This window comes from Nocardia sp. NPDC101769 (assembly GCF_044766925.1).
GTDB lineage: Bacteria > Actinomycetota > Actinomycetes > Mycobacteriales > Mycobacteriaceae > Nocardia.
The window spans coordinates 314,440-338,133 of the sequence record NZ_JBIWMX010000001.1; the positions used below are offsets into that span (position 1 = coordinate 314,440).

Genomic DNA, 23,694 nt, shown 5'->3' on the forward strand with positions numbered 1-23,694 from the left:
CTCAGGCGGGGGCGTCCATATCGAAGAAGTTCGGATCCGCGCCCTGCCGCGCGCCCTTGTCGATGCCGGCGATCTGCGTCATCTCCCGGCCGGACAGCTCGAAATCGAAGACCACCAGGTTCTCCGCCATCCGGGACGGCGTCGTGGACTTCGGAATGGCCACATTCCCCAGCTGCATGTGCCAGCGCAGGATGATCTGCGCGGGCGTCCGGCCGAGCTTGTCCGCCAGCGCGATGATGACCGAGTCGTTGAACTCCGCCCCGCGCCCCAGCGGACTCCACGCCTCGGTCACGATGCCGTGCGCGGCATGGAAGGCCCGCAGCTCCGACTGCGCGTAATACGGATGCAGCTCAACCTGATTGATGGCCGGCACCTCACCGGTCTCGCCGATCACCCGCTCCAGATGCGCCCGGGTGAAGTTGGAGACACCGATCGAGACCACCCGGCCCTGCCGCTTGAGCGTCTGCAGCGCGCGGAAGGTGTCGACGTACAGATCGGCCGTGGGTAGCGGCCAGTGGATCAGGAACAGATCGATGGTGTCGAGGCCCAGTCGCTTCACGCTGGCGTCGAAGGCGCGCATGGCGGCGTCGTAGCCGTGGTCGGCGTTCCACAGCTTGGTGGTGACGAACACCTCGTCCCGCGGTAGGCCCGATTCGCGGACCGCGCGGCCGACCTCCTCCTCATTGCCGTAGAAGGCGGCGGTGTCGATGCTCCGGTACCCGAGCTCGAGGGCCGTCGAAATGGTGCCGACCGCCTCGTCGCCGACGAGTTTGTACACACCGAACCCCAGCTTCGGCATGACCTGGCCATCACTGAGCACAATCGCTGGAATGCCGCTGGCCTCGAACCGATAAGTCACCAGTCCGAAGGTAGAAGCGCCGTTCCACCCCGTCAACCGAACGCGCGATGGTGAAGAAGATGGATGTGATCCGCACGGTGGCAACTTCTCAGCGTCGCCCTGGTGCGATGTGACGAGAACTACGACCCGAGACCCAGGCGACGGTATCGCAACTGCCGCGCCGTCAGCAGATCCGCGGCGGACCGACTGGTCAGACCGGCCAGTTCGTCGGCAATGGCCGCCACCATGCGCAGCGCGAAATCCACCGGCTCGTCCGCGGCATCGGGATACTCGGACACGATGCGGTCCACGATCCCGTCGGCCCGCAGATCCTGTGCGCGAATCCGCTGGGCGGCGGCCAGTTCCGGGGCGTGCCGGGTGTCGCGGTAGACGATCTCGCTCGCGCCCTCCGGCGGGAGCGGAGCCAGCCAACCGTTCGCGGCCGCCAGCACCCGGTCCGCCGGCAGCAGGGCCAGTGCACCACCACCGGTGCCCTGCCCGAGCAGCACCGACACCGTCGGCGTATCGAGGGTGACGAGATCGGCTATGCAGCGAGCGATTTCGGGTGCCAGGCCACGCTCCTCCGCCTCACGGGACAACGCGGCGCCCGCGGTATCGATGACGAGGACCAGGGGGACGTGGAGTTCGGCGGCCAGATGCATGCTGCGGCGAGCCTCGCGCAACGCCGCCGGACCCATGGTGTTCTCGGGCGACTGCCCCGCGCGATCGTGGCCGAAGACAATGCAGGGCTGGCCCCGGAAGCGGGCGAGCGCGTGCACCACGGTGCGATCCAACTCCCCCTGTCCGGTGCCGGACAACGGAACTCGATCGGTGGCGTGGCGCAGCAGTTCCCGGATTCCCGGCCGATCGGCCCGCCGCGAGATGAGCACCGACTGCCAGCCGTGGACATCGCCGGTATCGAGCCGCGCCGGGCCGCCACGCTCCTCCGGACCCGTCGGCAAGGAAGCGGCGCCCTCCTTGGAACGGTATGGGCCGCCATCGTTTTCGGGCAGCGGGAGCGGTCCGTCGCACAAGACGTTCAGGGCGCGATGCGCGATCCGACGGAAGATCGGCACCGGTACAACTCCGTCGATAACGCCATTGTGGTAAAGGTTTTCGGCCGTCTGCACGCCCTCGGGGAACGATTTCCCATACAGCGCCTTGTAAACTCGCGGCCCGAGAAACCCGACCAGCGCGCCCGGCTCGGCAAATGTCATGTGCCCCAACGATCCCCACGAGGCGAACACCCCGCCCATGGTCGGGTCGCGCAGATAAACCAGATACGGATGCCCCGCCGCCCTGTGCGCGGCCAGGGCCCCGGCGACCTTCACCATCTGCACGAAAGCGACTGTGCCCTCCTGCATTCGGGTACCGCCGGAGGTCGGCGAGGCGAGCAGCGGCAGTCCCAGCTCGGTGGCACGTTCCACCGCCGACACGATGCGCTCGGCCGCGGCCACCCCGATGGACCCCGCCAGAAACCCGAACTCACACGCGAGCACGGCGACCCGCCGTCCGCGCAGCAACCCCTCCCCGGTGAGCACCGCCTCATCGGTACCCGCCGTTGCCGCAGCAGCCAGCAAATCCTCGCAATACTCGGCCGATGCCGCCACCGCAACGGGTGGCCGATCCCAGCTCACGAAGGAACCGGGATCGAGCAATGCGCCGAGCAGCTCCCGAGCCGAGATCTTCATGAGGCATGAGAGTAGCTACAAATGGCACACCATCAGTTCGCGGCCCGCCTCGGCCTGGACTGACGGAGCGGGGGAGCGAAGCGGAGGAGCGGAGGAGGGAAGGCCGAGGTAGCAGGGCCGCGAACCGCGGCGGCGGAGCCGCCGCAATTCAACTCAGTAGCCTTGAACGACCTTGCGCAGTGCGTACTCGGTGACCGCGACCAGAGCCTGCTTCACCGGCTCCCGGCGACGGGCGTCGATCGAGAGGATCGGCACGTCCGCGGGCACCGCCAGGGCCTGGCGAATGTCCTCGACCGGATACCGTGGCGCATCATCGAATTCGTTGATGGCCACCAGGAAGGGTAGGTTACGCGCCTCGAAGTAGTCGACGGCGGCGAAACTGTCCTCCAGCCGACGGGTGTCGACCAGCACCACCGCGCCGATGGCGCCCTTGATCAGGTCGTCCCACATGAACCAGAAGCGGTACTGGCCGGGCGTGCCGAACAGGTACAGCACCAGGTCATCGGCCAGGCTGATGCGGCCGAAGTCCATGGCCACCGTGGTGGTGGCCTTCGACGGGACCCCGGTCAGGGAGTCCACGCCGACACTGGCATTGGTCACCAAAGCCTCGGTGCGCAGCGGAACGATCTCCGACACGGCACCGACCAGGGTGGTCTTGCCGACACCGAAACCACCGGCCACGACGATCTTGGCCGACGTTGGCTTGCTGGTGCGCGTGTCGACCTGTGTCGTCGAATCAAATACGCCGGAGTCCACTGAGAACCCTTTCGATCAGCTCGCGACGTTCATCGTCGCTGGAATCGTCTTTCAATGTCGCCGATACCCGCACATGGCCGGCATCGATGAGGTCGGCGACCAGCACCCGCGCGACCCCGAGCGGGATGCCCAGACGCGCGGCCACCTCGGCAACCGACGGCGATTCTCTGCACAACTCCACGATTGACGTCTCGATATTGGTGAGTTCGAACTGCCGCTCGAGGGCGACCGGATGCGATGCGACGAGCGCCTCCAGGGCGAGCTCCACCTTCGGCCGGGTGCGACCGGCCGTCAGTGAATAGGGGCGAACCAGGCTCGGTTCGGCGCTCCCAACGCGTTCGTTGTCTATATCCATCCCGCCATCAGGAACCCATCGTGACGCGAGGTGTGGCCTGGACCGTCTGGCCCACTCGCTCGACCAACAACGCCATCTCGTATCCCACCTGGCCGATGTCGCAGGACGTATTCGTCAGGACCGCCAGGTAAGAGCCGTCGCCGACCGCCATGAGCAGCAGGTAGCCGTGTTCCATCTCGACCACCGACTGCAACACGGTGCCGCCCTCGAACAAGTTCGAGACACCCACCGAGAGGCTCGCGAGCCCCGCGGTCACCGCTGACAGCTGTTCGGCACGGTCCACGGGCAGCTGCGCACTCGCGGCCATCAGCAGGCCGTCAGCCGACACCAGGACCGCGTGCGCAACGCCGGGAACCTCATTGGCGAAATTCGAAACCAGCCAATCCAGCTGACGCTTCGTACCACCTAGATCGGGGTTCATCGGTCTCCTTTATCTCCGGTTAGGTTCATAGCTTTCATCGCGCGGCCATCCCGGACGCCCTGCTGGTGACGACTCAGACTTGACCTGATGGATTCTGGGTCCCGATGGGCCGCCTTGTCAGCGTTTCCGGTGACACCGCCGGGCACAAGTCGGTTACCGGGATCGCGCTGTGGCAGACCCGCGGCGGTCCGCTTGTCCGCCGAGGACTCGTTGACGCGGCGGGCCGCCTGCCAGCCCTCGTCACCCGGTGATTCGAAGGAAGATGCCACCTGGGACCGGTCGGCATTCGGATCCGACAGCCACGCCGACATCATCTCCGCGAAAATCGGCGTGCCGCCCATGATCGCATCACCACCGGATTCGGCGGGCTGCAAACGGGTCTGGAAGAACGACGCCGCCTTCTGCGGATTCGACCGGAAGCTGTGTCGTCCTGGCTCCTTGACAGCGTCGGAGCCGTTCTGCGGCAGGCCAACACCCGGAATCGGGCTCGGGCGCTGCGGCAGCACCGCACCCGGATCACGCTGCGGCAGACCGGTCGCGCCCCGCTGCGGCGCTCCACCTCCCAGCGCTTGCCCCGCGCCCGGATCACGCTGCGGCAGCGGACCGCCCAGCGGATCACGCTGAGTCAGACCACCCGACAACGGATCAGCACCCGCGGCACCACGCTGCGGCAGACCACTGCCCGCGTCCCGCTGCGGCAGGCCGTTGCCACCGCGCTGGGGCAGACCACCGGCAGCGGAATCACGCTGCGCTGCTCCACCTCCCAGCGGATCACGCTGAGTCAGACCACCCGACAACGGATCAGCACCCGCGGCACCACGCTGCGGCAGACCGTTGCCCGCGTCGCGCTGGGGAAGACCGTTGCCCACGTCGCGCTGGGGCAGGCCACCGGCCGCACCACGCTGCGGCAGACCACCCGCGGCCGAATCGCGCTGCGGCAGACCACCCGCGGCCGGATCACGCTGGGGAAGTCCCCCGGCGGCCGAATCACGCTGCGGCAGACCTCCCGCGGCCGGATCCGCTCCGCCTCCCCGCGCTTGCGGCGGCAGGACGCCGTCGCGCGGCGCGAGGCCATCACGCTTCGGCAGACCCGGCACGTCCGAATTCTGAGCGGCGGCGAGGCCATTGGCCCCGTCCCGCTGCGGCGCGGCACCCCGCTGCGGCAGCCCCTGACCCGGAGCACCCGGACCACGCTGTGGCGGAGCGCCATTGGCGCCCGGCTCCCGACGCGGCAGACCACCCGCGGCCGAATCACGCTGCGGCAGACCACCGGCGGCGGGCTCACGACGGGTCGGACCCGAATCCGCTCCGCCTCCCCGCGCTTGCTGCGGCGCACCATTGCTACCCGCGTCGCGCTGCGTCGCTCCACCACCCAGCGCCTGACCGCCGGGCGCGGGGCGCTGCGGCTGACCGAGGCCGGTCTCGCGGCCCGGCGCACCGTTGGTGCCCGGCTGACGCTGCGGCAGACCACCCGGTCCCGACGGAGCTCCACCCGGCGCGGAATCGCGCTGCGGCAGGCCGACAGCGGGATTGCGCTGCGGCATCGCACCCGACTGGCCCGGCTGCGGCAAACCTCCCTGCGCTCCGCCTCCCCGCGCTTCCAGACCGCTCGGCGCGGCTCCCGGCTCACCCGGTCGCGGCGGCATGCCGCCCGGTGCACCTTGACGCTTGAGCATATTGGCGGCGAGACCGCCACGCGGCTGCGACGGGCCCTCGGGGCTCTGGCCGCGCTGCGGCAGATTGGCGCCCGGCTGGGCCGAGGGCGCGGATGGACCGTGTGCGCCCGGATCACGCTGGGGTAGGCCGGCGGGTTTCGACCCGCCCGGGGCCGTCAGGGTGTGCTTGACGGTGGGCCCGTTGACACCGGGCTGCCGGGTCGGCAGACCGCCCGGCACCTGGGCGCCCGGCTGCCGCGTCGGCAGTCCGGTCGAGGCGCTGGCCGCCGCCGGGCTCGGGGCGGCGCCCGGCGTCTGCCCCGCCGGAGCCGGAATCGGCCCGCTCACACCCGGATCCACGGTGACCATCACATTGCCGGTCGCCGTGCGGGTGACCGCGCGCATCTGCATGGAGGACGGCGCACCGGCCTGGTTGCCCGCACCCTGCGGCGCGGGAGCCGGAGCCGACGGCGGCTGCTGACCCTGCTGCGGCGGCACCGAGATAGGCCCGCCCGCCGAGACGATCAGCGGCCTGGGCACGTGCACGGTGACCGTCACGCCCGGGTCCCGGGCGATGTCGAAGGTCGGACGCAGCCGCACGGTCAGGCCGTGCCGCTCGGCCAGGCGGCCGACGACGAACAGACCCATGTGGCGGGCGGTGTCCGGACCGACCTCGGCCACGGCCTCCAGTCGCCGGTTGATCTCGGCCATTTCGGCGGGGGGCATACCGATACCGCGGTCGGCGACCTCGATCAGCAGACCCTGATCGTGCGCCTGCGCGAAGGTGAACTTGACGTCCGTCTCCGGGGGCGAGGCGCGCAGCGCGTTGTCCAGGAGCTCGGCGAACAGGTGCGCGAGGTCGGAGGCGGCGGGCTCGACGAGCGCACCCCGCGGGGTGGCGCCCAGCTTGACGCGTTCGTAGTCCTCCACCTCGGAGATGGCGGCGCGCAGGACGTCGGCGATCTCGACGGGCGCGGACTTGCTCCGGCGCTGTTTGGTACCGGCCAGAATCAGCAGGTTGTCGCCGTTTCGCCGCATACGGGCGGCGAGGTGGTCGAGGCGGAAGAGGTTCTCGAGCAGGCGCGGGTCCTTCTCGTCGTACTCCATCGCCTCGATGAGCGAGAGCTGGTGATCGACAAGGGACTTGGAGCGGCGGGCCAGGGTCTCGAACATGTCGTTGACCTGGGTACGCATGGCGGCCTGGTCGGCGGCCAGTCGCAGCGCCTGACCGTGGATGTCGTCGACGGCGCGGGCCAGCTGGCCGATCTCCTCGTCGGTGTGCACCGGCATCGGTTCCAGCGGAACGTCTTCGGGGTCCGCACCATCACGCAGGGAGGAAACTTCCTGACCGAGGTCGTATTCGGCGACGCGGAGGGCGGCCAGACGCAGACGGCGCAGCGGGACGATCATCGCGCGCGCGATCAGCACCGCCAGCGCGAGGGCGCCGAGGATGGTGGCGATGACGATGATCGAGTAGCGGATGGCGCCCGAGCGGGCCGCCGCGGCCAGATCGTCCACCCGGGACACGATGTCCTTGGTGGAGGCGGTCGCGATGGACTGGTAGCCGTTGATGCTGGCGACCAGCGAATCCTTCAGCTCGGCGACGGGCAGCTGCCCGGCGAGCGCCTGCGGGCCGTTGACCAGCTGCACGCGGGTGTCGGCCTGCCGATCGAGCTCCGCGATGGTGGCGTCGCCGTCTGGGAAGCGGTGCGCCAGCACGGCCAGCATCTGCCGCTCGGTATTGACGCCGATCTGGATGTCCTTGAGGCCATCCTTGGGGTTGTTACGGAGCGCCTCGGCCATACCGGCGACCTCGTTGAACAGCATCCAACGGCTGTTCAGCGAGTCGACCAGGCGCAGCTTGGACTGGTCCACGTTCTTGTCGGCGACGCTGGCCACGATGTTCTCCACCGTGCGCACGCTGTCGCCGCGGATCCGTTCGACCGCGGTGACGGTATCCGGAATCGACTTCGACGGCGCCAGGCCCTGGGCCCGGATGTTCTTGGCGCCCGCGATCATCTCGTCCAGCGCCGAGCGGGCGCTGGGCATATCGCTCAACCGCGCGGCGGCCTTCTCGGCGAATGCGATGGCCGTATCCAACTGCGCGAGTTCCGGATCCGAGGTCAGCGACTGGGTCGGGCCCAGCATGACCATCTGACCACTCGCGACCTGCGCAGCATCAGCACTGAGACCGGTGATCGCCGGGATGACCCCGACATGATCGGTCGCCGTCGAAAGCCGGCTGGAGTCGGCGAACTCCGCCGAGATCCTGGACGCTCCCAGCACAACAGCGACCAACAGCGGCACGGCGAGCACCGCCGTGACCTTCCATCGCAGGTCCCAGTTGCTCAGCGCCCAGCGCTTGGTGCTGCCGGACCTAGCGGCGTCACGCATCTCCCACTCACTTTCCAAACTGGCCCCAGCCACGCGCCATCAGCGAGCCTCCGCGATCGCACGCTGGGCTCGACTGGCACAGCTGGCCGAGAACTGCGGCTGGCCGAGAAATTGCGTCCATGACGGCCGAAATATGTGACATGCGATTCTAACGGATCAATAACTTCTTGTGTGACCTCTTGGCAACCACCGGTCCCTGACCTGCCATTTGCAGGCAAAATCAAAGGTCGCGGCGTCCGCCCGGACGTCGCGTGAAGTCTGCCACAATCAGCTGGATCTATCGAGGCGGGCATCTCAGCGCATCTCAAAGACACATGGCGGAGCTAGGGAGTCACCGGGTTGAACGCGAAGCAGGAGTACCGACAGGCGTATCAGCTGAGCCTGGTCGATCCCTCGGAGTTCTGGCGCGATGCGGCCGAAGCCATCAGCTGGGATGTGCCCCCCACCCAGATTCTCGATACCGCGGTCCGTCCGACGGTGCGCTGGTTTCCCGACGCTCGCCTCAACACCTCCTACAACGCCCTGGATCGGCATGTGCGCGAGATCACATCCCCGGAGGGCCCGACCGGAGGCCAGGAGGGGGGTCGCGCCGAACAACCGGCCCTAATATACGACTCGGCTATGACCGGGTCCAGAAGGATCTACACATATCGGGAGCTGCTGGACGAAGTCGCCCGATTTGCCGGATCCATGCTTCGACTGGGCGTCAAGACCGGTGACCGCGTTGTCATCTATATGCCGATGATTCCGGAAGCCGTGGTGGCCATGCTCGCCTGCGCCCGCATCGGCGCGGTGCACTCGGTGGTCTTCGGCGGATTCGCCGCCCATGAACTCGCGGCCCGCATCGACGATGCCGAACCTGTGCTGATTATCACTGCCTCCGGCGGACTGGAGCCCGGCCGCCGCATCGAATACCCGCCGATCGTGCTGGCCGCCCTCGACCTCGCGCAGACCACCGCGCCCCGCACGGTGCTGGTCAAGCAGCGGGACGGCTTCCCCACCATTCGTTTTCCCGCCGAGCAGGCTGCCACCGAACATCTGCCCGCCTCCTCCGACACCGTCGCCGCCCGCTGGCTGGACTGGGACGAGGCGCAGGTCGGCGCGGAACCGGCCGATCCGGTCTCGGTGGCCGCGACCGATCCGCTCTATATCCTTTACACCTCCGGGACCACCGGGAAGCCCAAGGGCGTGGTGCGCGACAACGGCGGGCACGCGGTCACACTGGCCTGGTCCATGCGCAATATCTACGAGGTCGGCCCCGGGCAGACCATGCTCACCACCTCCGACATCGGCTGGGTGGTCGGGCACTCCTACATCGTGTACGCGCCGCTGCTGGTCGGGGCGACCACCATCCTCTACGAGGGCAAGCCGATCGGGACCCCGGACGCCGGGACCTTCTGGCGACTGGTGGACGAGTACAAGGTGGACGTGATGTTCACCGCACCGACGGCGCTGCGGGCCATCCGCCGCGCCGATCCGGACGCCGCGCTCGCGCATCGGCACGATCTGACCCGGTTGCGGGCGCTGTTCTGCGCCGGCGAGCGGCTGGATCCCGCCACCTACGAGTGGGCGGTGGAGACCCTGCTCGCGGAGCGGCCCGACTGCCCGGTCGTGGACCACTGGTGGCAGACCGAGACCGGCTGGCCCATCTGCGCCAATCCGCTCGGACTGCAGCAGCTTCCGATCAAGCCCGGTTCGGCCTCGGTGCCGGTGCCGGGGTACCGGCTGCGGGTGCTGGATTCCGAAGGCAATGCGGTCCCACCCAATACAGAAGGAAACATCGTCATCGGGCTGCCGCTGCCGCCCGGCACGCTGACCACACTGTGGCGCGACGACGCCCGCTACGAGCGCTCCTATCTCTCCGCGTATCCCGGCCACTATCTGACCGGGGACTCCGGCTTCTTCGACGAGGACGGTTACCTGTTCGTCCTGGGCCGCAGTGACGACGTCATCAATATGGCCGGGCACCGGCTCTCGGCGGGCGGTATCGAGGCGGCCATCTCCGGGCATCCGGCGGTGGCCGAGACCGCGGTGGTCGGTATCCCGGACGAGCTGAAGGGGCAGCGGCCGATCGGGTACGTGGTGCTCAAGACCGGCATCGACATCGAGTCCGAGCGGCTGCGCGCCGAGGTCATCGAGCGGGTGCGCGAGCGGGTCGGCGCCATCGCCACCCTCTACGACGTGGTCGCGGTGACCGCGCTGCCCAAGACCCGCTCCGGAAAGATCCTGCGCCGCACCATGCGTCAGATCGCGGCGGGTGAAACCTTCGAGGTGCCGCCGACCATCGACGACGCCGCCATGCTGCCCACCCTGGAGAAGCAGATCCGCGACGCGGTCACCCTGATGGAGGACAAGGAGCGCATCGCCGCCGCCGAGGCCGCCGCGGTCGCCACCACCCCGTTCCGCCGGATCGATCCGGCCGGCCTCGATACCGGCACGCCCGGGGTGGATCCGGCCGCTCAGGCCGGGGATTCGGCCGTCCCGGGCTAGCCTCAGAGAGTTTTCATACTTCGCTCATCGGCCTCCCATGCGGGTGGTTTAGCGTCGGGCGGGCGCGGATCGCGGGATTCGCGCGCGCCAAGTTTCGCTCTGCTTGTCGAACAAGAAAGGTCGATGCATGAGCTTCGTCCGTAATCGCCGCGTCGGTGCGCTCTTCGGAGCCGGCGCGGTCGCCGCCGTGGCCCTCGCCCTCGCGCCCGCCACCGCCTCCGCCTCCCCCGCGGATCTGGTTGCGCCGCTACTGAACTCGACCTGCACCTTCACCCAGGTGGACGCCGCCCTGCACGACAAGGCCCCGGCCCTGGCCTCGTTCCTGGACCAGAACCCGGGCTACAAGTCCGAGTTGCAGGCCAAGTTCGCGCTGTCGCCCGAGCAGCGTCAAGCCGAACTCGACCAGTACCTGAAGGACAACCCGGACGCAGCCGACCAGGCCGCGGCGGACCCGCGGGCCGGTGGAATCGCCGCGGCGATCCAGCAGGTCGCCGACTCCTGCCACAACTACTGACCTTCGTCGGACGATACTGATGTGGTGTGCCGCCCTGGTGGCACACCACATCAAGGTTCGCGGCCCGTCTCGTTCCGGACTGAGCGCAGCGGGGGAGCGAAGCGGAGGAGCGCAGGGAGGGAAGAACGAGACCTCCAGGGCCGCGAACCGCCCGGAGCGAAGCGGAGGGCAAATTGGATACAGCGGTACCCACTGTCCTGGTCGTCGACGACGACGAGGATGTGCTCGCATCGGTCGAGCGCGGGCTCCGGCTGTCGGGGTTCCGGGTGGTGATCGCCCGGGATGGCGCGGCGGCGCTGCGCAGTGTGAACGAATCCGCCCCCGACGCGGTCGTGCTCGATATGAACATGCCGGTGCTGGACGGCGCGGGCGTGGTCACCGCGCTGCGCGCCATGGGCAATGAGGTGCCGATCTGCGTGCTGTCGGCGCGCAGTTCGGTCGACGACCGGATCGCCGGGCTGGAATCCGGGGCCGACGACTACCTGGTGAAGCCGTTCGTGCTCGCAGAACTGGTCGCCCGCATCAAGGCGCTGCTGCGCCGGCGCAGCGACGTACCCGCCTCCGCCATTCCGGGCGCGATCACCGTGGGCCCCTTGGAAGTCGATGTCGCCGGCTACCGGGCGCTGCTGCACGGCACCGAGATCGAGCTCACCAAGAGGGAATTCGAGCTGCTGTCCACCCTGGCCCGCAGCGCCGGCGTGGTGCTGAGCCGGGAGCGACTGCTGGAACTGGTGTGGGGCTACGACTTCGCGGCCGACACCAATGTGGTGGACGTCTTCGTCGGCTACCTGCGCCGCAAACTCGAGGTCGACGGCACCCCGCGCCTGCTGCACACCATTCGCGGGGTGGGATTCGTCTTACGCGCACCCAAATGAACCGGCCCGCACCCGATTCCACGCCAATGCGTCGGCGCCGCCACTCCTATTCGCTGCGCTTCCGGGTCGCGGCGGCCGCGGCTCTGGGCGCGAACATCATCGTGGCGGTGCTCAGCTGGGTCACCATCACCGCCATCGAGCGCAACAATCTCGGTCAGGCCGATCAGCAGCTGGCGCTGACCTCGCGGATCGTGCTCATCGAGCCGCAACTCGCGGTGACCGTCCTCGATGTGCTGGGACCCACCAACCAGCTGGCGCTGACCGTGCGCAATGCCGACGGCTCCATGACCAGCACCGCCGTGCAACTGCCCGTCCTGTCGGTGGGCAATCACACCGTCACCGTGGACGGCAATACCTACCGCGTGCTCACCACCACCGAGAACCAGCCCGCGGGACGCGTTGTCTCCCTGGGCATTCCGACCACCGAGACCGAGCACGCCACCGCGGAGCAGCGGCGGTTCGTGTTCTTCGCGGCCCTGGCCGCGGTGGCGGCGTCGGCCGGGCTGGGCTGGCTGTTCGGCGGCCGCGCGGTGCGGCCCATCGTCCGGCTCACCGAGGCGGTCGATCAGCGCGGGCCTACCGGCGGCCCGAATGCGCCGCTACCCGTGGACGGTTCTGGGGTCAGGGAGGCCGACAAGCTGGGCGAGGCCGTCAACACCATGCTGGAGCGGCTGGATCGGGCGCAGGCCGAGATCGCCGCGGCGCTGGAGACCGCGCGCGACTTCGCCGCGGTGTCCGCGCACGAACTGCGCACCCCGCTCACCGCCATGCGCACCGATCTGGAAGTGCTGCGCACCCTCGACCTCAGCGAGGACCAGCGCCGGGAGATCCTCGGCGACCTGCAGCGCGGCCAGAACCGGGTGGAGACCACCCTCGCGGCGCTGGAACGGCTGGCCGCCGGTGACCTCACCAATGAACGCGACCACGTGGTCACCGATGTGGCCGAGCTCTGCGACGCCGCAGCGCACGACGCCATGCGGCACTTCCCGCAGCTGAAGGTGCGCATCGACACCGACGCCGAACTCGTCACCCGGGGCCTGCCCACCGGGCTGCGGCTGGCCGTGGACAACGCACTCACCAATTCGGCGCGGCACGGCGGGGCCACCGAGGCGCTGGTATCGGCGCACCGGGCGGCGAACGGGCGCATCGTCATCTCCGTCGACGACAACGGGCGCGGACTGCCGACCGCGGAGCGGGAGGCGGTGTTCGAACGGTTCTTCCGGGGCAGCCATGCCGCCAAGGGCGGGTCCGGGCTGGGGCTGGCGCTGGTCGCGCAGCAGGCCCAATTACACGGTGGCCGAGCCTATTTCGACGACGGAACGCTGGGCGGGGTGCGCCTGGTGCTGGAGCTTCCGGACCGCGATGCGCCGCCGCCCGGCCGCGGGTGAACGTACCGGTCTTTACCGAACTCTCAGACAACCATCAGAGCCGGGGACAAGCCGTCCCTCTACGGTCTGAATGGTGTTCGGAAAACGCACCCGCTGGGTCCTGATCGTCCTGCTGCTCGCCGCCGCGGTCACCGCGGGCACGATCAGCGTCCTCCGGCTGCGCTCCGCGCCCACCGCGGTCGCGCTCATCAACGGCGATACCGGGCCGCTGGGCGCGCGCATCGCAAAGGAGCTGCAGGGCAGCGGAACCCGGCACTGGGATGTGGTCGACGAGGCGAGCACCAAGGACTACGCCGCGGTGGTCACGCTGCCCACCGACCTCAGTACCGATATCACCTCCCTGCTCACCGACAAGCCGAAGCGGGCGCAGGTCACCGTCACCACCCACGATCGCGCCGACCCGAACCTGGTCAACGACGCGGTGGCCGAGGTGACCAAGAAGATCAGCGCCGCCGGGCTGGACACCCTGTTCGCGACCATGAACACCGCGCGGCTGCAGGTGTCGCAGATCGCGGGCACCTCGCAGCTGCTCGGCGCGGGCGTGCAGGCGGCCGCCGACGGGGCGCAGCAGTTCTCCGGCGGCGCCGACCAGATGATGGACTTCCTGAATCAGGCGAAATCCGGTGCGGGACAGCTGACCTCCGGCATCGACGCACTGAACTCCACCCTGAGCGCCGCCACCACACAGGCGAATCAGCTTGCCGCGGCGCTGGATTCGACCGGCGTCACCATGGGACAGGTCTCCCAGGCGGCGGGCACGCTGTCCAATGGACTCGACTTCGTGGTGCCCCTGCTGCAGGCGCTGCCGTTCGCCAATGATCCGCAGCTGGCGAATGTCATCACCCAGCTGCAGGGTCTGCAGAATGTGGCGAATCAGGCCAACACCCAGCTCAGCGGCTTCGCCAATCTGACTGGTACACAAGTCACTCCGGATACCGAGGTCGGACAACTACTGCGCGACGCCGCCGGCAGGCTGAACGACGCGAGCACGCAACTGAATCAGGGCGCGTCGCTGGCACAGAGCATTCCGGCCATCGCCGATCAGGCGGGCACCCAGCTGGTGGCGGCCATGCAGGCGCTGACCGGTGGCGTCACCCAATTGCAAGCCGTGACCAAAATATTGGGCAATCAGACCAATCAGGCGATGGGCGCGCTCCCGCAGCTCGGGGTACCGCAGCAGACGGCCATCGCGGCCACCCTCACCGACCCGGTCGACATCATTCGGAAATAACGATCGCAAACAATCAGCAACGATCGGCGATTCACCCGGATAGAATCTGCCCGGATTGCTCTAATCGACGCGTTTCGGAAGCTCAACTGCTCTACCGACCCTGGCTCCACCTAGCGCCCTGGTACCGGAGAGGAAACGATCGTGAGCATGCTGATGGCCGCGCATGATGTGTACGGCACGGTTCTCGCCCAGATGAGCAACCCCACCTCGGAAGCCCCGCCCGTAGCCGACAAGGTGATGAAGATGTTCCGCTACTTCACCTGGTTCACCCAGATGTCGGGCCTCGCGGCCATCACCTACGGCGGCGGGCGCTTCGGCTGGGAGAAGTGGGGCGGCGGCTCGGCCTCCCCCAAGATGGTCGCCAACGCCATGGCCGGCGGCGCGATCGCCACGAGCGCCGGAACAATCATGAATGCCATCGTGAACTAGGGATCCGGGAGACAATGCGGGGGCCAAGCCCCGCATTCCCCCTGGGGAGGAACCGATGACCTACGGCAACGATCCCTACTCGCAGCAGCCGCAACAGCCAGGATTCGGGCAGCAGCCCGGGTACGGCCAGCAGCCACCACCCGGGTACGGGCAGCCGATGGGCGGCTATCCGGGTCAGCCCGGGGGTTATCCGCCCGGACCCGGCTACGCCGCGTATCCCCAAGCGCCCTATGCCAGTTGGGGCGCGCGCGTCGGGGCGTTCCTCATCGACCGGTTGATCATCGGCGTGCCCGCGGGCATCTTCTACGGCATCGGCTTCGCGGTCGGGTCCAAGGACATGAACTGCACCACCGACTCGACCGACTCGTCCTACAGCACGTCCTGCTCGGGCGGACTGTCCGCGGGCGGGATCGTGCTGGTGCTCATCGGCGCGGCCATCGCGATCATCGGCGGGCTGTACCTCATCTATATGGAGGGCACCAGCGGCCAGACCCCCGGTAAGAAGCTGCTGGGCATCAAGCTGATCCGCGAGGCCGACGGGCAGACCCTGGGCTTCGGGATGGCCTTCGTCCGCCAGATCTGCCACATCGTCGACAGCCTCCCCTGCTACCTCGGCTGGCTCTGGCCGCTCTGGGACGCCAAGAGGCAGACCTTCGCCGACAAGATCATCAGCAGCACCGTCGTGAAGGTGTGAGGTCCGGCCGGAAAGACAACCGTGCCCGCCGCGCTGAAAAGCACGGCGGGCACGGGTTTTTCGTCGACCGGGAGTCGTCAGTTCACGACGTCCAGGAGGTCGATGACGAAGACGAGGGTCTTGCCGGACAGGTGGTGGCCACCCGCCTCGCCGTAGGCCAGCTTCGGCGGGATGGTCAGCTGGCGACGGCCACCCACCTTCATGCCCGGGATGCCGTCCTGCCAGCCCTGGATCAGGCCGCGCAGCGGGAAGACGATGGACTCACCACGGTCCCAGGAGGCGTCGAATTGCTCGCCCGAGTCGTACTCGACGCCCACGTAGTGGACATCGACGGTGTCGCCGGGCTTGGCTTCGGCGCCGTCACCCACAACGAGGTCCTTGATCACGAGCTCGGCGGGGGCGGGGCCGTCCTGGAACTCGATTTCCGGCTTGCTGCTCATGGGCTGTCCTCTTCGATAGATCGGAATCGGGTCTCGATCACCTTATGCCCCGCGCATTCGCCCGCCCGCAGCGGAGGCGAAAATGTCACGGTGTCAGAAGTGATCGATATCGACGACCCGGACGACCCGCGGGTCGCCGAATTCCGCGACCTCAACAATGCCGATCGACGCCCCGACCTGCCCGGCGGCAAGGGATTGGTGATCGCCGAGGGCGTGGTGGTCGCGCAGCGCATGCTGGCCTCACGATTCACTCCCTTCGCATTGTTCGGTGTCGCGAAGAGATACGAACAGCTCGCCGAGGAGCTGACCGGAGTGGAAATTCCGTATTATCGGACCAGCGCCGAGGTGATGGCGCAGGTCGTCGGATTTCATTTGAATCGGGGCGTCCTCGCGGGTGCCTATCGGCCGCGTGAACTCACCCCCGGCGAGGTGCTCGCGGACGCGCGCACGGTGGCGGTGCTCGAGGGCGTGAACGACCACGAGAACATCGGGTCGATCTTCCGCAATGCCGCCGGATTGGGTGCGGACGCCGTGCTGTTCGGCGACCGCTGCTCGGATCCGCTGTACCGGCGTGCCGTGCGGGTCTCCATGGGCCACGTGCTGCGAGTCCCCTTCGCCCAGCTGCCGCCCTTCCCGGCGGGGCTGGACCTGCTGCGCGACAACGGCTTCCAGATCATCGCCCTGACTCCGAACCCGAAGGCCGACACCCTCGCCACCGCCATGACCGGCGAGAAGGTGGCCCTGCTGCTCGGCGCGGAGGGCCCCGGCCTCACCGAGGAGACCATGCGGGCCAGTGACATTCGTGCCCGCATCCCCATGACGGCGGGCACCGATTCGCTTAATGTGGCGACCGCAGCCGCCATGGCCTTCTACGAGAGAGTGCGTGCCCAGTGAGCCATCCGCCCGACGGACCGTATGGATACGGCTATTCCGAGCCCACCCCGTGGGCCAGCGGCATCGCCGTGGTCGTCATGGTGGCCGCGCTGACCACCGTCGGCGTCTACGCCTTCGGCGCGGCGCTGGCCCAGATCCATCCGGTGCTGTCGGTGGCGGTCAATCTGATCGCGGTGGGCGGGGCCGCGCCGACCGCCTGGCGCTGGCGCTACGCCCCGGTGACCCGCTGGGTGATCGCGGGCCTGGGCGCGGGCGTGCTGCTGGCATGGCTGGGTCTGCTGCTGCTCTGACTCAGGAGACCCGGTCGCTGCCGCGCAGCCAGCGCAGCAGTCCGCGTTTGCTGCCGTTGTGTTCGGCGGGCGCCTCCGGCACGACCTCCGTCACCGTCGGCGCCTCGCCCCTGGGGAAAAGCGAGAAGCCGCACACCTCGATCCGGTCGGCGGTCAGCCCCTGCTCGGAATCCTGTCCGCGATAACGGAAGCCGAGCCACTCCTGATTGGCGGCGTCGGCGAAGTTCGGCGGGTCGAAGGGCAGCAGCTGCGGGTCGGGCAGCTCGCCGGGCGCGAGCTGGATGGGATGTTCGCCCGCCCAGTGCGGCCGCTCCCACACCCGCGGCATGCCCTCATCCTCCAGGATATTGACCCGGGTCGCGCTGAAGGAACGGCGGAATTCGCCGCGCTCCCAATACGCGAACGCACCCCAGCCCAGTGACAGCTTGTAGGAGATCAGGTAGGTCTGCTCGGAGGCGAGCGGACGCACCAGCAGCTCCGGCAGTCTGGTGGGGCGCGGCAGCGTGGCCCGGGTGGAGCAGACAACCGTGACGCCGGGATAGCAACCGATATAGATGGATCCGGGATCCGGGCCCGCCCACACCTTCATGGTGCCCGAGGCGGCGGGCACCACGTCGCGGTCCGGGTTGAGCTGTTTGGCGAGTGCGAAGGCGGCATCCGGGTCGGGTCCCGGGTGCGCACGCAGCACGGCCACCGGATCGGGTGCGTCGACGTACCACAGGGATGAGACCGTTGATGGCACCGACGTCACCTCCCCTCAGTCACTACACACAGGTTGGCTGCTTTGTAGCAAACATGCGGCGGCCGATAGTCGGCATCGACGTGGATCGGCCCGGCACTGACCGCCGACCAAATGAATCTACCCCCGCGAGGGCCGAAATATCGCCGATGCCAACGCTGTTTCGCGGCGCGGCGCAGAGCGGACGGCCGGCGGATTCAGCAATCCACTAGCATCCGAAAGATTCGAGCGGCCGACCCGGTCGACCCCTGAAACGGACTCAGTGACCCGAGGACCGCACGCCCAGGAGCACATCCTCCCAGGACGGCATGGGCGCCTTGCCGCCTCGTTTCGCACGATTCGGCTTCTGCGCGTTGGCCTTCGCCGCCGGCTGTGCCGGGGCGGGAGCCGGTTCCGCGGGCTCGGCGGCAGCGGCCGGAGCGGGCGCAGCCGGGAGCGCCGGAGCGGGCTGCTCCTTCGCCGCCGGAGCGGGCGCGGGCGCCGGGGCAGCGGCGGTGGTCACCGGCACGGTGCCGTCGCCGACCGCGGCGCGCTGCTCGAAGTAGTCGTCCATGTTCTGCTGCTTGGCGACTCGCGCCGGCGCGGACTCGTAGTCGGGGGTCCGCTCCTCACGCGGGGCGGGCGCGGGCGCGGGGACCGGCACCTCGTCCACCGCCGGGTCGGTCTGGTCCGGCAGGATGGTCGCCAGGCCGCGCAGCGCCCGGCCGAAATCGGGATCGATCAGGTCCGAGGCCGGATCATCGAGCGGCACCACCGAGCCGCCGTGCGCGTCCGGCTGGTAGCGCCAGTGCGCGGCGATCACGGAACGGCCCGCCTGCCACTGCAATTGGGCCACCCAGTAGCCCTTCTCATCCTTCCAGGCGTCCCATTCGGCGACCTCGATATTGTGGCCGCGCTCGGCGAAGGCGGCCGACACGATCTCGATCAGGGTCTCCACAGCGGGACCGTCGTTGCGGACCGGGTGGGCCTTCTGCGCCAGCTCTGCGGCCCGGGCGCGTTCCAGCAGAACGGGATACGCGAAACGCTCAACCCGCGACAGCGGCATACCCGACTCTTCGGTGACCTGCTCCACCGACGCACCGGCACGGATACGGGCCTGGATATCGCGAGGACGCATCGTGGCTTCCGTTTCGATCTCGATTTGGCCGAATCGGGCAAGATCTCCGCGGGCAGCGGCGCGTAGTTTATCGTCGGCGGCGAGCCGGTACTTCTGGCCGCTCTCGGTATCGATGCACACGATGTGCGTGGAATCGGGCGTCAATCCGATTACTCGAAGTTCACGCACCGTTACCTCCTGTTCGCTGCGCAACTCACAGCCATAGCTAGGCTCGCGACACCGCCCACGTTCTGGAACAGTAGTGCACTTCTGAGAATCATGGGGCAAGACACGCGGCGCGGAAATCTGTTCCCAGACTTCCGCGCCGCATTAGTGTGAGCGATTCCCCCCAGCGGCGAGACCGGTTTCATGATCTCCCGAAGATCGTGAGAGAACCGTGAACCGATGTCGTTTTTACTGCTCAGGCAAGCTTTTCGACGACCCAGTCGACACAGCGGGTCAGCTGCGACACATCTTCGGGGTCGATGGCCGGGAACATGCCGATGCGCAGCTGGTTACGGCCCAGCTTCCGGTACGGCTCGGTGTCCACGATTCCATTGGCGCGCAGCACCTTCGCCACCTGCGCGGCGTCCACGCTGTCGGCGAAGTCGATGGTGCCGACAACCTGCGAGCGCAGCGCCGGGTTCTGCACGAACGGGGTTGCGTACGCACTGGTCTCGGCCCACGAGTACAGGCGCGAGGACGAGTCGGCGGTGCGCTTCACGGCCCAGTCCAGGCCGCCGTTGCCATTCAGCCACTCGATCTGGTTGGCGAACAGCAACAGGGTGGCAAGCGCCGGGGTGTTGTAGGTCTGGTCCTTGGTGGAGTTGTCGATCGCGATCGGCAGCGAGAGGAATTCGGGGGTCCAGCGACCCGAGTTCTTGATTTCTTCCACCCGCTCGAGCGCCTTGGGGCTCATGAGCGCGATCCACAGGCCGCCGTCGGAGGCGAAGCACTTCTGCGGGGCGAAGTAGTAGACGTCGGTGTCGGCGATGTTCACCGGCAGACCGCCCGCGCCCGAGGTGGCGTCGATGGCGACCAGCGCGTGCTCGGAACCGGCCGGGCGCGACACCGGGATGGCGACACCGGTGGAGGTCTCGTTGTGGGCCCAGCCGATCAGGTCGGCCGACGGGTCGGAGGTCGGCTCGGGGGCGTCGCCCGGCTCCGACTTCACCACGATCGGGTCACCGATGAACGGGTTGCCCTTGGCGACCGAGGCGAACTTCGAGGAGAACTCGCCATTGCTCAGGTGCAGCGACTTCTCGCGGATCAGGCCGAAGGCGGCGGCGTCCCAGAACGCGGTGGTGCCACCGTTGCCCAGCACGACCTCGTAGCCGTCGGGCAGTGAGAACAGGTCGCGCAGACCGGAGCGCACCCGCGCCACCACGTCCTTGACCGGCTTCTGCCGATGCGAGGTACCGAACACCGAGGCACCGGTATCAACCAGGGACTGCAGCTGCTCGGGGCGGACCTTGGAGGGGCCGCAACCGAACCGTCCGTCGGCGGGCTTGAGATCGTCGGGGATGGTCGGGAACGCAGAGGTCATGGCGACAAGGGTAGAGGTGCTATCACCCACGGTCACGTCCGGGTCCGGTCGGAAAAAACATTCCCACGAGCGGGTTCGGCAAACCGAGAGTATCGCTGTGCCGGGGACCACACAGCCGTTACGGTGTACCGCCATGGACATGGCCGCACACGAGCGACCGCGCAGCGCTTCCGACCAGCCGCCCGCTTCCGGACCCGGCGCGCTCCCGAATTCCGGTCGGCCGCGCCGCGGTGCGCAGGTCGCGCCCGGCCCCCGACTCGGACTGCTCGCCCGGTTGTCCTCGCAATTCGGTTCCTGTGGCCTCGCCCGCCGCGGGCCCGCACTCGACGACGCCGCCCGGCGCGAACTGCTGCTGCACGGCGTCGAGGGCGCCGCGACCGTGCTCAGCGTCCACGGCACCGCCGAGGCCGAGCCGGGGCAGGAGTTCTGGGTGCGGATCGAGCTCGAGAGTCGGCATGCCTACGAGACGCGGGTCCGGCAGCGGGTGAACGCCGCCGATCGGGAGTGGATGCAGCCCGGCGATGTGGTCTGCTGCCGGGTCGATCCGGGCGATGACGACCGGGCGGTGCTGTATCTGCCCGCGCCCGAGGAGACCTCGCGCACCGGTATCGCCAAGATCCTGGCCGATGGCCGCCGCGCCCACGCCACCGTGCTGGCCGCGACACCGGTCGCAGCCGACTACACCGGCAGAGACGATCCGGTGCTGCGGCTGGATCTGGAACTGCACGCCTGGGACGAGCCGGGGCCGTGGCGGGTGCGGGTGGTGCAGCCGGTGCCCCTGTCCGGCCTGGAATTGGTGGATCTGGGTCGGCAGCTGGAGGTCGCCTTCTTCACCGTCGACCGCGGCGAATCCGTCGCGGTGGATTGGGCGGCCTCGCAACCCGACTGACCGAAGGGCCCGAGACGGTTTTGGCACGTGCACGAATTGCTATGGCAGGTGCACGAATTGGAAGCCGTTGGACTTCAGGGTGGGCAGGGCGGCGAGCATGCCCGCGCCGGTGCCCGACTTCGGGCGGTGCATGTGCGCCAGGGAGATGCCGCCGGCCTTGGCGGCCGTCATGTTGTTCTGGACCTGGGCGGCGGTCGCGGTCGCGCCGAAGTCGGCGTTGACCGAGAAGCCGACCGGGGTCTCGCCCAGTTCCTTCACGATCGCCACGGCCACGTCGTCGTAATGCGCGGTACCCGCGCGGAAGAAGCGGGGCGCGTGGCCGGTCAGGGCGGTGATGCGCTGGTGGTTGCCCCACACCTCGTCCACGGCCGCCTGCGCGGACGCGGTGCCCTTGATCTCGTAGGCGGCGCGGCCGGTCACCGACAGCGGGCAGTGCGCGGTGCCGTGATTGCCGATCTCGAAGAGCGGGTTGGCGGCCAACTGCCCGGCGCGACCGGGATTCGCGTCGATCCAGCGCTTGTTCAGGAACAGGGTGGCCGGAATCTGCTGGGCCTGCAGGAAGGCCAGCAGGTTCTCGTCGATGTCGTTGTTGCCGGGGCCGCCGCAGGCATCGAAGGTGATCGCGAACTGCTTGCCCGTGGCATTGAACCCCGTCACGATGCCGTCGAGGTCCATGCCCCAGTCCTGCGGCTGCCGACCGGCGTACTTCGCGGCCACGGCGTCTGGCGACACCGTGGTGGCGGGTAACCGCGACGGCGCGGTGGCCGGATCGGCCCCGGCGCGCGGATCGAGGATGCGGTCGGACGAATTGCCGTTCGCCACACCGCATCCGGCGGTGACGAGGCCCGCGGCGAGCGCCGCGCCCGCGGCGAACAAGCCGCGCCTGGACAGTCCTGCGTCGAGCACCGGTGCAGGTTATGTGAATCCGGTCGCAGTAGCCAGGACCACGATCATGATTGTTCGAACTGTTGCGGTCTGGCAACCAATTCGCCACCGCCGTTGGTACAGCTGCAATCGATTGTTTCACCAGAGAATTCGCCGCAGCCGCCCAGATACGGGCTGCTCGGGGCTGTGCCGCCGGTGAGCGGATCAGCAATCGTGCAGCGCACACAGCGTGTCGGATTTCCAGTTCATCCCGAAGGCCGGATTGCTCCAGACTGTAGCCTGCCCGACCGAAACAATCCCTTTGCGAGGAAACGCATTGACATACCCGAACAACCCGTACCCGCAGCAGCAGCCCGGATACGGCTACCCGCCCGCCGATCAGCCCGCCCCCGGCTACGGCGCTCCCCAGCCCGGCTACGGCGCTCCGCAGCAGCCCGCCTACGGCGCACCCCAACCCTCCTACGGCGCAGCACAACCCGCGTACGGCACCCCGCAACCCGCGTACGGCACCCCGCAACCCGCGTACGGCGCGCCGCAGCCCGGCTATGACGCCCAGTCCCCCTACGGCGCTCCGCAGCAGCCCGCGTACGGCGCGCCCCAACCCGCCTACGGCGCAGCGCAACCCGCGTTCGGCGCGCCGCAGCCCGGCTATGCGCCGTTCGGAGGGTACGGGGCACAGTATGCGAGCTGGGGCGCCCGCGTGGGCGCGTACCTGATCGACGGGGCGATCTGGATTCTGCCCGGGGCGATCCTGCGCACCATCGCGGTCACCGCCGGCACGTCGAAGGTGCAGTGCAGCGTCACGCCAGGCACGTACCACACGTCCTGCACGGGCGGTGGGATGAACGCGGTGGGCATCATCTGCCTGCTGCTCGCCTTCGTCGTCGGCGTCGCGGGCCTGCTGTTCATCAGCCACCAGGAGGGCACCACCGGTCAGACCCCGGGCAAGCGCGTGGTCGGCATCCGGTTGATCCGCGAATCCACGGGCCAGCCGGTCGGTTTCGGTCTCGCCCTCGGGCGCCGCCTGCTGCATTTCATCGACGCCCTCCCCTGCTACCTCGGTTTCCTGTGGCCCGCCTGGGACGACAAGAAGCAGACCTTCGCCGACAAGATCGTCAGCACCATCGTCGTGAAGGGCTGAGAGATTCCCGGGGCTGGGGGGTGACCCGGGGACGGATGTGAAA

Annotated in this window: 22 protein-coding genes; 11 read left to right on the forward strand and 11 right to left on the reverse strand. The window is 68.6% G+C overall.

The window, feature by feature from the left end:
• Nucleotide 1: 1 nt before the first annotated feature.
• The 6 genes from ACIRRA_RS01185 to ACIRRA_RS01210 form a co-directional block, all read right to left on the reverse strand.
• Nucleotides 2–859: an aldo/keto reductase gene (locus ACIRRA_RS01185; RefSeq protein WP_402761468.1), complete on the reverse strand. Its 858-nt coding sequence runs from the start codon at nucleotides 857–859 to the stop codon at nucleotides 2–4.
• A 119-nt stretch (nucleotides 860–978) separates the two neighbouring features.
• Entirely contained in the window at nucleotides 979–2,529 is a 1,551-nt protein-coding gene (locus ACIRRA_RS01190; RefSeq protein WP_402761471.1) for a carboxyl transferase domain-containing protein, read from the reverse strand.
• 153 nt (nucleotides 2,530–2,682) lie between these two features.
• Nucleotides 2,683–3,285 (reverse strand): ATP/GTP-binding protein, encoded by a 603-nt coding sequence (locus ACIRRA_RS01195; protein WP_174391578.1) that lies wholly within the window; start codon nucleotides 3,283–3,285, stop codon nucleotides 2,683–2,685.
• Complete coding sequence (locus ACIRRA_RS01200) at nucleotides 3,266–3,640, reverse strand: DUF742 domain-containing protein (RefSeq protein WP_033085504.1); 375 nt, start codon at nucleotides 3,638–3,640, stop codon at nucleotides 3,266–3,268. The genes ACIRRA_RS01195 and ACIRRA_RS01200 overlap by 20 nt, the downstream gene beginning before the upstream one ends.
• A gap of 7 nt (nucleotides 3,641–3,647) precedes the next feature.
• On the reverse strand, nucleotides 3,648–4,061 hold the full coding sequence (locus ACIRRA_RS01205) for a roadblock/LC7 domain-containing protein (protein WP_029930951.1): 414 nt from the start codon (nucleotides 4,059–4,061) through the stop codon (nucleotides 3,648–3,650).
• A complete protein-coding gene (locus ACIRRA_RS01210) occupies nucleotides 4,058–8,110 on the reverse strand; it encodes an ATP-binding protein (protein WP_402761477.1) in 4,053 nt (1,350 codons plus the stop codon). Before ACIRRA_RS01210 ends, ACIRRA_RS01205 begins: the two co-directional genes overlap by 4 nt.
• A gap of 339 nt (nucleotides 8,111–8,449) precedes the next feature.
• On the opposite strand from ACIRRA_RS01210, the gene ACIRRA_RS01215 reads away from it, so the two are divergent.
• The 7 genes from ACIRRA_RS01215 to ACIRRA_RS01245 all read left to right on the forward strand — a co-directional run bounded on the left by ACIRRA_RS01215 (nucleotide 8,450) and on the right by ACIRRA_RS01245 (nucleotide 15,731).
• A complete protein-coding gene (locus ACIRRA_RS01215) occupies nucleotides 8,450–10,600 on the forward strand; it encodes an AMP-binding protein (protein WP_402761480.1) in 2,151 nt (716 codons plus the stop codon).
• A 127-nt stretch (nucleotides 10,601–10,727) separates the two neighbouring features.
• On the forward strand, nucleotides 10,728–11,114 hold the full coding sequence (locus tag ACIRRA_RS01220; RefSeq protein WP_354830809.1) for a hemophore-related protein: 387 nt from the start codon (nucleotides 10,728–10,730) through the stop codon (nucleotides 11,112–11,114).
• Between the two features lie 173 nt (nucleotides 11,115–11,287).
• A complete protein-coding gene (locus ACIRRA_RS01225) occupies nucleotides 11,288–11,989 on the forward strand; it encodes a response regulator transcription factor (protein ID WP_354830812.1) in 702 nt (233 codons plus the stop codon).
• Complete coding sequence (locus ACIRRA_RS01230; RefSeq protein WP_402761483.1) at nucleotides 11,986–13,377, forward strand: ATP-binding protein; 1,392 nt, start codon at nucleotides 11,986–11,988, stop codon at nucleotides 13,375–13,377. The genes ACIRRA_RS01225 and ACIRRA_RS01230 overlap by 4 nt, the downstream gene beginning before the upstream one ends.
• A gap of 70 nt (nucleotides 13,378–13,447) precedes the next feature.
• Nucleotides 13,448–14,608, forward strand: a complete 1,161-nt coding sequence (locus ACIRRA_RS01235; RefSeq protein WP_402761485.1) for a YhgE/Pip domain-containing protein — start codon at nucleotides 13,448–13,450, stop codon at nucleotides 14,606–14,608.
• Nucleotides 14,609–14,755: 147 nt separating this feature from the next.
• The gene (locus ACIRRA_RS01240; RefSeq protein WP_402762228.1) at nucleotides 14,756–15,037 is read left to right on the forward strand and encodes a hypothetical protein; all 282 of its coding nucleotides are present in this window, start codon (nucleotides 14,756–14,758) and stop codon (nucleotides 15,035–15,037) included.
• 55 nt (nucleotides 15,038–15,092) lie between these two features.
• Nucleotides 15,093–15,731, forward strand: a complete 639-nt coding sequence (locus tag ACIRRA_RS01245) for an RDD family protein (protein ID WP_402761488.1) — start codon at nucleotides 15,093–15,095, stop codon at nucleotides 15,729–15,731.
• 77 nt (nucleotides 15,732–15,808) lie between these two features.
• Here ACIRRA_RS01245 and ACIRRA_RS01250 read toward each other — a convergent pair whose 3' ends face one another.
• Complete coding sequence (locus ACIRRA_RS01250) at nucleotides 15,809–16,171, reverse strand: FKBP-type peptidyl-prolyl cis-trans isomerase (RefSeq protein ID WP_402761491.1); 363 nt, start codon at nucleotides 16,169–16,171, stop codon at nucleotides 15,809–15,811.
• Nucleotides 16,172–16,261: 90 nt separating this feature from the next.
• Here ACIRRA_RS01250 and ACIRRA_RS01255 point away from each other — a divergent pair, with 90 nt between their 5' ends.
• Nucleotides 16,262–17,065 carry a TrmH family RNA methyltransferase gene (locus tag ACIRRA_RS01255; RefSeq protein ID WP_402761494.1) on the forward strand — a complete coding sequence of 268 codons (804 nt, stop codon included), beginning with the start codon at nucleotides 16,262–16,264 and terminating at the stop codon, nucleotides 17,063–17,065.
• Nucleotides 17,062–17,355, forward strand: a complete 294-nt coding sequence (locus ACIRRA_RS01260; protein WP_402761497.1) for a DUF2537 domain-containing protein — start codon at nucleotides 17,062–17,064, stop codon at nucleotides 17,353–17,355. The genes ACIRRA_RS01255 and ACIRRA_RS01260 overlap by 4 nt, the downstream gene beginning before the upstream one ends.
• A 1-nt stretch (nucleotide 17,356) precedes the next feature.
• On the opposite strand, the gene ACIRRA_RS01265 is transcribed toward ACIRRA_RS01260, so the two are convergent.
• The 3 genes from ACIRRA_RS01265 to serC all read right to left on the reverse strand — a co-directional run bounded on the left by ACIRRA_RS01265 (nucleotide 17,357) and on the right by serC (nucleotide 20,736).
• The gene (locus ACIRRA_RS01265; protein ID WP_402761500.1) at nucleotides 17,357–18,097 is read right to left on the reverse strand and encodes a DUF6928 family protein; all 741 of its coding nucleotides are present in this window, start codon (nucleotides 18,095–18,097) and stop codon (nucleotides 17,357–17,359) included.
• A gap of 256 nt (nucleotides 18,098–18,353) precedes the next feature.
• The gene (gene sepH, locus ACIRRA_RS01270) at nucleotides 18,354–19,379 is read right to left on the reverse strand and encodes a septation protein SepH (protein ID WP_402761503.1); all 1,026 of its coding nucleotides are present in this window, start codon (nucleotides 19,377–19,379) and stop codon (nucleotides 18,354–18,356) included.
• Nucleotides 19,380–19,611: 232 nt separating this feature from the next.
• Complete coding sequence (gene serC, locus ACIRRA_RS01275; protein WP_402761506.1) at nucleotides 19,612–20,736, reverse strand: phosphoserine transaminase; 1,125 nt, start codon at nucleotides 20,734–20,736, stop codon at nucleotides 19,612–19,614.
• Nucleotides 20,737–20,869: 133 nt separating this feature from the next.
• Here serC and ACIRRA_RS01280 point away from each other — a divergent pair, with 133 nt between their 5' ends.
• The gene (locus tag ACIRRA_RS01280) at nucleotides 20,870–21,625 is read left to right on the forward strand and encodes a hypothetical protein (RefSeq protein WP_402761509.1); all 756 of its coding nucleotides are present in this window, start codon (nucleotides 20,870–20,872) and stop codon (nucleotides 21,623–21,625) included.
• A gap of 39 nt (nucleotides 21,626–21,664) precedes the next feature.
• Here the strand turns inward: ACIRRA_RS01280 and ACIRRA_RS01285 are convergent, their stop codons facing one another.
• A complete protein-coding gene (locus tag ACIRRA_RS01285) occupies nucleotides 21,665–22,531 on the reverse strand; it encodes a polysaccharide deacetylase family protein (protein ID WP_402761512.1) in 867 nt (288 codons plus the stop codon).
• Between the two features lie 295 nt (nucleotides 22,532–22,826).
• On the opposite strand from ACIRRA_RS01285, the gene ACIRRA_RS01290 reads away from it, so the two are divergent.
• Entirely contained in the window at nucleotides 22,827–23,651 is an 825-nt protein-coding gene (locus ACIRRA_RS01290) for an RDD family protein (protein WP_402761513.1), read from the forward strand.
• The last annotated feature ends 43 nt before the right edge of the window (nucleotides 23,652–23,694 follow it).